This is a genomic window from Pseudovibrio sp. FO-BEG1, assembly GCF_000236645.1.
GTDB lineage: Bacteria > Pseudomonadota > Alphaproteobacteria > Rhizobiales > Stappiaceae > Pseudovibrio.
This window is the reverse complement of sequence record NC_016642.1, coordinates 776,196-788,648: the sequence shown is the minus strand read 5'-3', so window position 1 is coordinate 788,648 and position 12,453 is coordinate 776,196. Positions and strand designations below refer to the sequence as shown.

The following is a 12,453-nucleotide window of genomic DNA, read 5'->3' as shown; positions in this document are numbered from 1 at the left end:
TCACTCTGCCGGATGACGTGAGTTGGTGGAGTTGCGCTCACGTACGATCTGATAACCGGGACGCCACAAGTATCTTGCCGGCACGCTGAGCATGTGCACCAAGCGTGTGAAGGGGAAGATGAGCAGGATCGTCAGGCCGAAGAAGAGATGCAGCTTGAAGATCCATGAGACATCTGAGACATAGGTTGCGGCATCACCATTGAAGGTGAAGATGCCCAATGCCCAGCTCATGAACTTAACCATTTCTTCCCCATCCAGATGCTGAAGCGAAATCGGGATAGTTGCCAGGCCGAGCAGAAGCTGGAACGCAAGTAGGCAGATAATGAAGGTGTCCATGGCACTGGAAGCTGCCCTCACCCGCTCATCATAGAGCCTGCGATGAATAAGCATTCCTGCGCCGACAATCGCCATGAGCCCAGCAATGCCGCCGACGACAACCGCCAGAACCTGCTTGGTTCCATGTCCGATCCCAAGTGCATCAAAGATCGCAATGGGGGTTAGCAGGCCGAAGAGGTGGCCCAGGAAGATGATGATCACACCCACATGGAAGAGCACAGAGCCCCAGACCAGTTGCTTGCGGCGGAGAAGCTGGCTGGAACCTGCCCGCCAGCTGTAGGGTTCTCTGTCGTATCGGATGATTGTTCCAACAATCAGAACCGAGAGGGCGATGTACGGGTAAATTCCGAAGAACAACGTGTTGAAGAAGCCAGACATATCTAGTGGTCCCCCTGGATGTTCTGTGGGGTTGCGTCAGGCGGGCGTCTGTCCGCGGCTCTCATTTGCATTCTCAACCGGTCAGGGCCACAGCTGCCTTCCCCTGCATTGCCGCCGAACTTGACGACTTCTTCTTGCCAAATGCGATCCATCGCTTCGAGGTCGTTTGGATCATCATCCGGCTCAGCAAGGATGTTGGAGAGGAGCTCTTTTGATGGCTGTGCCTTACTGATTTCAGCAATAGCTGCAAACGCGTTGGCGTAGATTGAACCCTTCTTTTTGAGGCGTAAACGGAGCGCCTCGAAAATATGAGCTGTCTGACCAAGCAGTTCTTGTGCCTCTGTTAAGGGCTGGTGTGCGAGGTACTCCAGGAAGAGCGGGATGTAGTCCGGGAGTTCTGTGGTTTCGACCGCAAATCCGTTCTTCAGGTACATCTCACGCAGGTCTACAAGAGCCTGCCCGCGATCTCTACTTTCACCATGCACGTGTTCAAACAGGTGTAGAGAGTGAGAACGTGTACGATCGAACTGGAACACATAGCGTTCCTGCACCTCGTACAGATCTTTGCCGGCCAAATCATCGCATAGATTGCAGATCATCTTCTGGCCTTTTGCCGAGAGCAGGCGGTCTGAGTTCACCGCCTCCTTCAGCGCTGGTAGATCATCCAGCAGCTCCTGCGTTGGGTAGTTGAGCAGGAGCGAGAGGATTTTTAAGGAGACAATCATCCGCGCATCTCCTTAAACACGTCAGTTGGAGTTTCGACTGCCTTCTTGCGGGAACCACCAAACAGATCAGTTCCATCGCTGCCACCAGAGCAACCATTGCCGAAGGAGAAGCCACAGGAGCCGCGAACATCGTAGGCATCCTCAGAGATTTCTCTGTGCGTGGTTGGGATGACGAAGCGATCTTCGTAGTTGGCGATCGCCATGATCTTGTACATGTCTTCAATGAGTTCAGGTGTAAGACCAACTTGTTTTGCGATCTCCTCATTAACCACGCCATCGATACTCTTAGACCGCATGTAAGAGCGCATGGCGAGCATGCGTTCCAGCGCAGAGACGATCGGCTGGTCCTTGCCTGCGGTGAGCAGGTTGGAGAGGTAGCGAACAGGGATGCGCATGCTCCGGACATCCGGTAGTTCACCATCCCATCCAATCTTGCCAGCTTCAGCGGCGTTCTGGATTGGGGAGAGAGGTGGGATGTACCAAACCATTGGAAGCGTGCGGTACTCTGGATGGAGTGGAAACGCCACTTTCCAGTCGATGGCCATCTTGTAGATTGGTGAAGCTTGGGCGGCTTTGAGCCAGTCTTCAGGAACACCATCTTTGCGGGCCTGCTCGATCACCTTTGGATCATGTGGATCAAGGAAGACCTTGAGTTGCTCTTCGTAAAGATCCTTCTCATCCTTGGTGGAGGCTGCTTCTTCAATCTTATCCGCATCGTAGAGGATCACACCCAGATAGCGGATGCGGCCCACACAGGTTTCTGAACAGACAGTTGGCTGACCAGACTCGATGCGTGGATAGCAGAAGATGCATTTTTCTGATTTGCCAGAGGACCAGTTGAAGTAGATCTTCTTGTAGGGGCAACCAGAGACGCACATGCGCCAGCCGCGGCATTTTTCCTGATCAATCAAGACGATGCCATCATCCTCACGCTTGTAGATCGCACCGGATGGGCACGCTGCAACGCATGTTGGATTGAGGCAGTGCTCACACAGGCGTGGCAGGTACATCATGAAGGTGTTTTCAAACTCGCCGTAGATTTCCTTCTCGACACCTTCGAAGTTGTAATCCTTGGAGCGTTTGGAGAACTCGCCACCGAGAATTTCCTCCCAGTTTGGTCCCCATTCGATCTTTTCGATCCGCTCACCGGTGATCGCGGACTTAGGCCGTGCCGTTGGGAATTGAGCACTTTCAGGTGCGCCCTGAAGGTGTTCGTAGTCGTAATCAAACGGCTCGTAATAGTCGTCGATTTCCGGCAGGTCCGGGTTGGCAAAAATCTTCGCCAGAATGCGCCATTTGGCACCCATCTTGGGCTGGATTTTGCCGTTGCGTTTGCGAACCCAGCCACCGTTCCAGCGCTTCTGGTTCTCCCAATCCTTGGGGTAACCAATGCCGGGTTTGGTTTCAACGTTGTTGAACCAGGCGTACTCGACACCTTCACGGTTGGTCCAAACGTTTTTACAGGTCACTGAACAGGTGTGGCAGCCAATGCATTTATCCAGATTCAGCACCATTCCGACTTGTGCGCGGACTTTCATTCTGCTGCCTCCTGACCACTGTCATCCAGTGGTTCTTCCATCCAGTTCACTTCTTCCAGTTTGTGAACCACAACGAACTCATCGCGGTTGGAGCCAACCGTTCCATAGTAGTTGAAGCCGTAGGATTGCTGGGCGTATCCGCCAATCATATGCGTTGGTTTGGTCACGGCTCTGGTGACCGAGTTATGGATACCACCGCGCTGTCCGGTGAGCTCTGATCCCGGTGTATTCACGATCTTTTCCTGAGCGTGATACATGTAGATCGTGCCCTCTTTCATGCGCTGGGAGACCACCGCACGGGCAACAAGCGCACCGTTGATATTGAAGACTTCAACCCAGTCGTTGTCCTCAATATCGGCTTTCTGCGCATCAACTTCAGAGATCCAGACCACAGGTCCACCGCGGTTGAGCGTGAGCATCAACAAGTTGTCGGTGTAGGTGGAGTGGATGCCCCACTTCTGGTGCGGAGTGATGAAGTTGAGCACCAATTGCTTTCTGCCCAGCGACTTATCGTCGATGACAGGCTTGATGCCTTTGGTGTCTATCGGTGGCCTGTACACACAGAAGCCTTCACCAAAGGCACGCATCCAGAGGTGATCCTGATAGAGCTGCTGACGACCGGAGATGGTGCGCCATGGGATCAGCTCATGCACATTGGTGTAGCCCGCGTTGTAGCAGACATGTTCGGATTCCAGACCAGACCATGTTGGTGAGGAGATGATCTTGCGTGGTTGAGCCACAATATCGCGGAAGCGGATCTTCTCCTCTTCCTTCGGCAAAGCCAGATGGGTGTGGTCTCTACCAGTGAACTCGGAGAGCGCAGCCCAAGCTTTCACGGCAACTTCACCGTTGGTTTCCGGAGCCAGAGACAGGACAACCTCTGTTGCATCGATATCTGTCTCAATCTTCGCAAAGCCTTTGGTTGGGCCGTCTTCCAGAACCTCACCATTGAGACCTTTGAGGAGTTTAACTTCATGCTCGGTGTTCCAACTGATGCCTTTGCCACCGTTACCAAGCTTGTCCATCAACGGGCCAAGAGCTGTGAAGCGCTTGTAGACATTTGGATAATCACGCTCAATCACCACAACGTTTGGCATTGTCTTGCCCGGTTGCGGCTCGATATCGCCTGTCTTCCAGTCCTCTACATCAAATGGCTGGGCAATCTCACCTGCGGTATCATGCAGGATTGGGACAAGGACGACGTCCTTTTCCTTGCCGAGGACTTCCTGAGAGACCTCAGAGAATGACTTGGCAATGCCCTTGAAAATTTCCCAGTCACTGCGGGCTTCCCAAGCAGGGTCAGCTGCGCTGGAAAGTGGGTGAATGAAGGGGTGCATGTCCGAAGTGTTGAGGTCGTTTTTCTCATACCATGTTGCTGTTGGCAGCACGATATCGGAGTAGACCGCTGTGGTGGACATACGGAAGTCCAGCGTGACCAGCAGGTCGAGCTTTCCTTCTGGTGCATTGTCGTGCCAGACAGCTTCCTTGGCGCGCTGGCGGCCTTCTTCTCCCAGATCCTTACCCAGCACACCATGTTCGGTGCCAAGCAGGTGACGGAGGAAGTATTCGTGGCCTTTACCGGAGGAACCCAGCAGATTGGAGCGCCAGACGAACAGGTTACGCGGCCAGTTGGCTTCGTTATCCGGATCTTCACAGGACAGTTTCAGGCTGCCTGATTTGAGTTCCTGGGCAACGTAGTCTTTTGCGTCTTTGCCGCTTGCTTCTGCGTCTTTGGCGACCTGAAGTGAGTTGGTTTGGAGCTGAGGTGCTGATGGTAGCCAGCCCATCCGTTCTGCTCGGATGTTGTAGTCAATCAGCGATGCATTCCAATCTCCCTCAGGCGCGGTTGGAGAGATGATCTCATCCACCTTCAGTGTTTCATAGCGCCATTGATCTGTGTGCGCGTAGAAGAAGGAGGTGGAGTTCATATGCCGTGGTGGGCGGGCCCAGTCCAAGGCAAATGCGAGGGCTGTCCAGCCAGTTTGTGGGCGGAGTTTTTCCTGTCCCACATAGTGGCTCCAGCCACCACCAGACTGACCGACACAGCCGCACATCACCAGCAGATTGATGATGCCGCGGTAATTCATATCCATGTGGTACCAGTGGTTCAGACCGGCACCGAGGATGACCATGGAGCGTCCGTTGGTCTTCTCCGCATTACTCGCAAACTCGCGGGCGGTCGTGATGATGTGATCTTTAGGAACACCTGTGATCTTCTCTGCCCATGCAGGAGTGTAGGGCAACTCTTCATCGTAAGATTTGGCAGAGTTTGGATCATCCAGCCCCCGGTCTAGGCCATAGTTTGCCACGAACAGATCAAACACAGAGGCGACGAGTGTTTCGCCTTCTGTCAGTTTGAGCTTTTTGACGGGAACCTTGCGGACCATAACGCTGTCATGGTTGGTGCCTTCAAAGTGATCGTGCTCGAGATTGCCAAAGTATGGGAAAGCAACTTCAGCAATCTCATCGTGATCGGCTTTGTCGATGAAGGACATGGCAAGATCTGTGTCTTTGCCTGCACCATCCTTCTCTTCCAGATTCCATTTGCCTTTTTCGCCCCAGCGGAAGCCGATAGAGCCATGAGGGACCACAACCTTCTTCGATTTGCGATCGATGGCAACGGTCTTCCATTCCGGATTGTTTTCTTCGCCCAGCTTGTCAGCAAACTCTGAGGCTCTGATGAGTCGTTCCGGGATGTATTTGCCGTCTTTCTTGACGAGGCGAACCAACAGCGGCATATCGGAATATTTGCGGCAGTATTCTTCGAAGTAATCCGCCTGCCTGTCTAAATGATATTCCCGCAAAATGACGTGGCCCATGGCCATCGCCAGTGCCGCATCTGTGCCTTGCTTTGGATGGAGCCAGAGGTCAGAGAACTTCGCAGCCTCTGAATAATCTGGAGAGACCACAACTGACTTGGTGCCTTTATAGCGAACCTCAGTATAGAAGTGCGCATCTGGTGTGCGGGTCTGCGGAACGTTTGAGCCCCACAGCATCAGGAAGCCAGCATTGTACCAGTCTGCGGATTCTGGTACATCCGTTTGCTCACCCCAAGTTTGCGGTGAGGCTGGTGGCAGATCGCAGTACCAGTCGTAGAACGACATGCAAGTGCCGCCGAGCAGTGACAGGTAACGGGTGCCTGCTGCATAGGAGATCATGGACATGGCCGGAATTGGCGAGAAGCCAACAACGCGGTCTGGGCCCCATTTCTTCGCGGTGTAAGCATTTGCTGCCGCGATGATTTCGTTGACCTCTTCCCATGTGGCCCGCACAAAACCGCCGTGTCCGCGTACCTTCATGTAGTCTGAACGCTTGGCTGGGTCTTCCTGAATGGCAGTCCACGCAGCTACAGGTGATTTCACCGTACGCTCCTTGCGCCAAAGCTTGATAAGGCGGGAGCGGATGAGCGGGTGTTTTACGCGGTTTGCGGAGTAGATGTACCAACTGTAGCTGGCACCACGGGAGCAACCGCGCGGCTCATGGTTTGGCAGATCTGGGCGTGTGCGCGGGTAATCCGTTTGCTGGGTTTCCCAAGTGATGATCCCGCCTTTGACGTAGATCTTCCAGGAGCAGGACCCTGTACAGTTCACGCCATGGGTTGAACGTACGATCTTGTCGTACTGCCATCGCTTTCGATAGCTGTCTTCCCAGTTTCTGTTCTCGTTCGTCGTAACACCGTGCCCGTTTGCAAAGGTACCAGTGTCCTGTTTTGCGAAAAAGTTCAGTTTATCGAGGAGTAGAGACATCAGAAATGCCCTTCACTTTATTTGCTTAGCACGGAACGGATGCACCCTTACGGGTGTAGAAGAACCAAGTGATCACCAGACAGATCACGTAGAAGATGCCGAAGGCCCAAAGCGCAGCATCAGGACCACCGGTGTAGGCGATGGATGTGCCGTAGGCTTTGGGGATGAAGAAGGCACCATAGGCTGCGATGGCGGAGGTGAACGCGATGATTGCTGCGCTTTCACGCTCTGACTGGCGCAGGTGAGCTGTTGCATCCAGCTCTGGCATCAAGAGGCCGACCTGTTGACGCATGATGGTTGGGATCATCTGGAAGGTGGAAGCGTTGCCAACACCTGTCAGGAAGAACAGCGCCATGAAGCAGGCAAAGAAGCCCCAGAAAGCACCCGGCTCTGTTTTGATCGACAGGAAGAAAAGCACACCGCCAACGGCCACAGCCATGAACAGGAAGGTCCAGAAGGTTACGCGGCCACCGCCATACTTATCTGAAACCCAACCCGTGCCTGCACGGGATAACGCGCCAACAAGAGGGCCGAGGAACGCGTAGGAAAGTGCATTCACTTCCGGGAACTGGGTTTTCATCAGCAGCGGGAAGCCAGCGGAGTAACCGATGAAGCTACCGAATGTACCGGTGTAGAGGATGCACATGATCCAGTTATGCGCTCTGGAGAAGATGATGGATTGCTCTTTGAAGCTCGCCTTTGCATCGGCGATATCGTTCATGCCGAACCATGCTGCCAATGTCGCCAGAACGAGGAAAGGAACCCAAATAAAACCAGCATTCTGAATCCAGAGTTGCGATCCATCTTCAAGGACTTGGGGAGCTCCGCCAATCGCACCGAAAACACCTGCCGTGATGACAAGCGGAACAACAAACTGCATAACGGACACGCCAAGGTTTCCTAGGCCAGCATTGAGAGCGAGTGCATTGCCCTTCTCTTTCTTTGGATAGAAGAAAGCGATGTTGGCCATGGAAGACGCGAAGTTGCCGCCACCGAAACCACATAGCAGAGCCAAAAGCAGGAAGATGGCATAGGGGGTTTCAGGGTCCTGAACCGCGTAGCCGATGCCTAAAGCTGGCAAGAGGAGCGAGGCCGTGGTCAGTGTTGTCCAGAGGCGGCCACCGAAGATCGGCACCATGAAAGAATAGAAGATCCTAAGCGTTGCGCCGGACAGGCCTGGCAGCGCTGCCAGAAGGAAAAGTTCGTCTGTTGTATAATCAAACCCAATCGCAGGAAGTCGTGCAACAACAACACTCCATACCAGCCACACAGAGAACGCCAGCAGCAAAGCTGGAATTGAGATCCAAAGGTTTCGTGAGGCAATCGCTTTACCTTTGGTCTCCCAAAAATCCGGTTCGTCCGGCCTCCAATCAATGAGTGTGTGCCCTGCTTGGGTTTTATCATCAGACATACATTTATTCCTTTTGGCTACATGCCCTCCCTAGACCGGTGTCCAGAAAGGGCTTCGCTGGTTATGGGTATTTGTCTGCACCTGCTGGTCCGTCAGGGCCTTCGACAGGCTCTTCCGGAAGATCAGAAAGGTCGGTTTCCTCTTGTAATTCTGGGTAACGCTTGCGCTCCATTCTGCGGATGGCGACATGCATCCACACGGTTGAGACGGCGACGATGATGAAGAGAAGCATGAAGGGAGCGGTCCAAACGCCAGTCCAATCCAGCAGAATGCCGAAGGCGATTGGGAGGAAGAAACCACCAAGGCCACCGATCATGCCAACAAGTCCACCCACTGCACCGACGTGATACGGGTAGTAAACCGGGATATGTTTGTAGACTGCCGCTTTGCCAAGGCTCATGACGAAGCCGAGCACAACGGTTACGGAAACAAATGCCCCGACACCGAGGCCGAAAGTGAACTCAATCGGTCCTTCGATACCGCTGACGAAATAAGAGGTTTCTGGATAGCTGAGCAGGAACAGGCAGATGAGCGAGACAATGAAGGTGAGGTACATGACAAAGCGAGCGCCCCACTTGTCAGACATCCAACCGCCCAGCGCTCGGAAAACAGACCCTGGCAATGAATAAAGGCCGGCGAACACACCAGCCGTTGTCAGCTCCAGTCCATAAGCGCCGGTGTAATATCTCGGCAAGAATGATGCGAGTGCCACGAAGGCACCGAAGACGAAAAAGTAATAAGTCGCAAAGCGCCAGACTTGCAGGTTCTTGAGAGGTGCGAGCTGTTCCGCTGTCGAGACGGCTTGCTTGCCTTCTTTCTTTCGCTCTTGCTGTGCAGGGTCATCCTTACTGATCAGATAGAAAAGGACTGCCGTGATCGCCAAAACAATGGCGTAGACGCGGGCGGTGCCTTCCCACCCAACAGCGACAACGAGAAAGGGAGCTACAAAGTTGGTGACGGCAGCGCCGACATTACCTGCACCGAAGATGCCAAGAGCGGTACCTTGCTTCTCTTTTTCAAACCACTGCGAGACGTAGGCGACGCCGATAATAAAAGAGCCGCCGGCCAATCCGAGGCCCAGGGCGGCTAGAAGAAAGACTTCATAGGTTTGTACTGAGGTGAGTAGCCAGACACAGACAGCTGTGATGAGCATCTGCAGCGGGAACATAATTCGACCGCCAAACTGTTCTGTCCAGACACCTAGGAAAATGCGGCTGACAGAACCGGTAAGTACCGGGGTCGCGACCAGCAGGCCGAATTGCGTATCTGACAGGCCTAATTCGCCTTTAATCCGTACGCCGATGATGGAGAAAATAGTCCAAACTGCAAAGCAGATAGTAAAAGCAAAGGTACTGAGCCCCAATGCTCTGTATTGATCTGAGCGAGTAACACCCTCAAGTGAATGCATAGTATTTGTTCCTGAATTCTAGCAGGTAAGACAATCCACATAGAATCTCAGGAGCATTAGCACTCAAAAGTAGAGTAACACCTAGAAAGAACAAGACTAAACGAGTAAAATTGAAATACAACTTGGAGTAAAACTATGTTTTATTTCCACCCTGCCTACGACGAAAAACGCCTATCCAGAACACTGTGATGCTGATATGTTTCTGTTTGAGGCGGGGATTTCGAAGATAAAGCAATGTCTTACATCAACAATGTCAGGATGTTTGTGCGTGTATTTGAGCTTGGCAGCATGTCTGCAGCGGCGCGGGATATGCATGTGTCTCCGGCAGTGGCTTCTTCACGCATTGGAGAGCTTGAGAAGCACCTTGGCATTCGCTTATTCAATCGTACCACTCGAACGATCCAACCCACTGAGCAAGGTAGCATTTTTTACCCTGGCGCCCGCAAGATGCTGGAGGCGATGGAAGAGGCAGAAGCTGCTGTCCATGAGGTGACAAACACCCCTCGTGGCTCGATCTTCATTTCCGCGCCACTGGGCATAGGGCGACGTTTGATCGCACCGCTTATTCCTGAATTTCATGAGGCCTACCCAGAGATCCACGTGCGTCTCAGGTTGTCTGATCGCCCACTCAACATCACGGGAGAAGGGCTGGATCTGGCATTCATTCTGGGACAGTTGCCAAACTCTGAAATGCGGCTGAAAAACCTGCTGGATTGCCCACGTGTACTGTGTGCTTCACCTGCTTATCTGGACCGTCGTGGAGAGCCGAAACAAGGAGCAGACTTACAGCACGGTAAGCACGACTGCTTGCTGCTGCAGTTCCCCGGCTCCTCTGAAAACCGCTGGGTCTTGCAAACTGTAGAAGGCAAACAGAGCTTTGCAGTGGGAGGTCCATTCACCTCTGATGATGGCGATGTGCTTGTAAACTGGGCGCTGGAGCATCATGGCATTATCAACGCACCACTGTTTGATGTGGTGGACCATTTGCTCAGCGGTGATCTTGTTTCCATCTGTACAGCCACACCACCTTCCAATGTGCACCTAGCATGCCTGTTCCCACATCGGCGCTATCAAGATCCTAAGATCCGGCTGTTTCTGAAATTTGTGAGTGCACGGTTGAAGGCGTACCTAAAAGACAAGAGTTCTCAATACGCTGCTCATATGCAAAACGGATAAAATCACACCTTCAGAGCAGCTTTAGGTCTTTGTTTTTTCTAGGTAATCGCGAAACACTTTCAAAATTTATTTGATAATGCGATTCATTTATTAGGCTAAACTTATAGTTGGGAGGAGTTTGGTGGGCCTGCCAGCTGATGAGCTTTCAGGACACGGTTTATGCCAGCACGTATGCCCAGTGTCTCAAACATTGCTACGTCGGTCCCTAATCCGACGAGAGCACCTCCCCCTGGCAAGGAATTCAAATCAATTCGGGTTGCTTCGCTCTCTCGCCTCTTAGGTGCAGGAGCGTCGTAGAAGGAACAAACATAAATTATGAGTACCCAAACACTGCCCCCTCGCGTCTTTGATGCGCCTTCTGAAGGTATGTCGCCTTCGTCATTCTATGCTCCCTCAGGTGGCTTGCCGCCACAAACGCAAGTCATGACAGACCGGGCAGTGTTCACCAATGCGTATGCTGTCATTCCCAAAGGCGTCATGCGCGATATCGTGACATCAAATCTGCCTTTCTGGGAAAAGACGCGTGCCTGGGTCATAGCCCGCCCACTCTCCGGCTTTGCAGAGACCTTTTCTCAGTACATCATGGAAGTTCAACCGGATGGGGGTTCCCTCAAGCCTGAGCCAGATTCAGAGGCGCAAGGGGTTATGTTTGTTGTTCAGGGCGAGATCACAATCACTCTGGGAAATGAGCCGTTTACGCTGTCAGAGGGCGGTTATGCCTATCTGCCCGCTGGTGCAGACTATGAAGTTTGCAATAACGGCTCTATGCTAGCCGTGTTTCATTGGATTCGCAAACGTTATGAGGCGGTTGAGGGCATTCCAAAACCTGATGCGCTGTTTACGCACGAGAAGAACGCTGTGGTCGCCCCGATGCCGGATACCAACGGTGCCTGGACCACCACACGCTTTGTAGACCCCAATGACATGCGTCACGATATGCACGTGAACATCGTCAACTTCGAGCCCGGCGGCTGTATCCCGTTTGCAGAGACCCACGTGATGGAGCACGGCCTATACGTTTTGGAAGGTAAGGCTGTTTATCGGCTCAACAATGACTGGGTTGAAGTGGAAGCAGGTGACTTTATGTGGCTGCGCGCCTTCTGTCCGCAAGCTTGTTATGCTGGCGGTCCGGGGCGTTTCCGTTATCTGCTTTACAAAGACGTGAACCGCCATGCTCCTCTTGGCTCGTTTCAAAGGTGATCAGCCATGAGTGATCAGGTCACCACAGAGCGCACTATCAGGATTGAGAAGCTCACCGCTGAGGCCTTTGCTCCGTTTGGCGAGCTGATTGAGGCCGGCATGACATCGCCCATTATGATCAATGAGGGCAGATGTGAGCGCTTTACTGATCTGGCAGGCGTTGAGTTTATTGGCGGACGCGCGGGTGTGAGCCTGTTTCAGGCTGAGCTTCGCAGCTTGCCTCACACACTGACCATGCTGGAGCGGCATCCCTTGGGATCTCAATGCTTCATTCCAATGGCGCAATCGGAATATCTCGTCATCATTGCAGAGGATGAAGGTGGACGGCCTTCAACCCCGCGTGCGTTTTTGGCGAGTGCGACCCAATCCATCAACATCAAACGCAATACATGGCACGGCGTCCTGACCCCCATCAAAGGTTCTGGACTGTTCGCCGTTGTCGACCGGATTGGGGACGGTAACAACCTAGAAGAACACTGGCTGAAGGAGGCCTACCTGATAACGGAATAACACTGTGCGTCATTAGTAGGAGGGG

General features: G+C 53.0%; 9 protein-coding genes. 3 read left to right on the top strand and 6 right to left on the bottom strand.

Annotated elements, in window-relative coordinates; translation table 11 throughout:
* From narI to PSE_RS03675, 6 genes are all read right to left on the bottom strand, one after another.
* Entirely contained in the window at window positions 1–714 is a 714-nt protein-coding gene (gene narI, locus PSE_RS03700; RefSeq protein WP_008548281.1) for a respiratory nitrate reductase subunit gamma, read from the bottom strand.
* Window positions 715–716: 2 nt separating this feature from the next.
* Entirely contained in the window at window positions 717–1,439 is a 723-nt protein-coding gene (gene narJ, locus PSE_RS03695; protein WP_014283620.1) for a nitrate reductase molybdenum cofactor assembly chaperone, read from the bottom strand.
* Window positions 1,436–2,977 carry a nitrate reductase subunit beta gene (narH, locus tag PSE_RS03690; protein ID WP_008548812.1) on the bottom strand — a complete coding sequence of 514 codons (1,542 nt, stop codon included), beginning with the start codon at window positions 2,975–2,977 and terminating at the stop codon, window positions 1,436–1,438. The genes narJ and narH overlap by 4 nt, the downstream gene beginning before the upstream one ends.
* On the bottom strand, window positions 2,974–6,723 hold the full coding sequence (locus PSE_RS03685) for a nitrate reductase subunit alpha (protein ID WP_014283619.1): 3,750 nt from the start codon (window positions 6,721–6,723) through the stop codon (window positions 2,974–2,976). Before PSE_RS03685 ends, narH begins: the two co-directional genes overlap by 4 nt.
* A gap of 25 nt (window positions 6,724–6,748) precedes the next feature.
* On the bottom strand, window positions 6,749–8,134 hold the full coding sequence (locus PSE_RS03680; RefSeq protein ID WP_014283618.1) for a NarK family nitrate/nitrite MFS transporter: 1,386 nt from the start codon (window positions 8,132–8,134) through the stop codon (window positions 6,749–6,751).
* 61 nt (window positions 8,135–8,195) lie between these two features.
* Window positions 8,196–9,542, bottom strand: coding sequence for a nitrate/nitrite transporter (locus PSE_RS03675; RefSeq protein ID WP_014283617.1), 1,347 nt, complete (start codon window positions 9,540–9,542; stop codon window positions 8,196–8,198).
* A 234-nt stretch (window positions 9,543–9,776) separates the two neighbouring features.
* Between PSE_RS03675 and PSE_RS03670 the strand changes: the two genes are divergently transcribed.
* From PSE_RS03670 to PSE_RS03660, 3 genes are all read left to right on the top strand, one after another.
* Window positions 9,777–10,718: a LysR family transcriptional regulator gene (locus PSE_RS03670; RefSeq protein WP_014283616.1), complete on the top strand. Its 942-nt coding sequence runs from the start codon at window positions 9,777–9,779 to the stop codon at window positions 10,716–10,718.
* 366 nt (window positions 10,719–11,084) lie between these two features.
* On the top strand, window positions 11,085–11,918 hold the full coding sequence (locus PSE_RS03665) for a bifunctional allantoicase/(S)-ureidoglycine aminohydrolase (protein ID WP_041768861.1): 834 nt from the start codon (window positions 11,085–11,087) through the stop codon (window positions 11,916–11,918).
* Window positions 11,919–11,924: 6 nt separating this feature from the next.
* On the top strand, window positions 11,925–12,428 hold the full coding sequence (locus PSE_RS03660; protein ID WP_014283614.1) for an ureidoglycolate lyase: 504 nt from the start codon (window positions 11,925–11,927) through the stop codon (window positions 12,426–12,428).
* Window positions 12,429–12,453 lie beyond the last annotated feature (25 nt).

What these genes read in the sequence shown, in the direction of transcription:
- PSE_RS03665 (WP_041768861.1), top strand. Translation starts at nt 11,085, where the DNA reads ATGTCGCCTTCGTCATTCTATGCTCCCTCAGGTGGCTTGCCGCCACAA.
- PSE_RS03660 (WP_014283614.1), top strand. Translation starts at nt 11,925, where the DNA reads ATGAGTGATCAGGTCACCACAGAGCGCACTATCAGGATTGAGAAGCTC.
- narI (WP_008548281.1), bottom strand. Translation starts at nt 714, where the DNA reads ATGTCTGGCTTCTTCAACACGTTGTTCTTCGGAATTTACCCGTACATC.
- PSE_RS03675 (WP_014283617.1), bottom strand. Translation starts at nt 9,542, where the DNA reads ATGCATTCACTTGAGGGTGTTACTCGCTCAGATCAATACAGAGCATTG.
- narJ (WP_014283620.1), bottom strand. Translation starts at nt 1,439, where the DNA reads ATGATTGTCTCCTTAAAAATCCTCTCGCTCCTGCTCAACTACCCAACG.
- PSE_RS03685 (WP_014283619.1), bottom strand. Translation starts at nt 6,723, where the DNA reads ATGTCTCTACTCCTCGATAAACTGAACTTTTTCGCAAAACAGGACACT.
- narH (WP_008548812.1), bottom strand. Translation starts at nt 2,977, where the DNA reads ATGAAAGTCCGCGCACAAGTCGGAATGGTGCTGAATCTGGATAAATGC.
- PSE_RS03670 (WP_014283616.1), top strand. Translation starts at nt 9,777, where the DNA reads ATGTCTTACATCAACAATGTCAGGATGTTTGTGCGTGTATTTGAGCTT.
- PSE_RS03680 (WP_014283618.1), bottom strand. Translation starts at nt 8,134, where the DNA reads ATGTCTGATGATAAAACCCAAGCAGGGCACACACTCATTGATTGGAGG.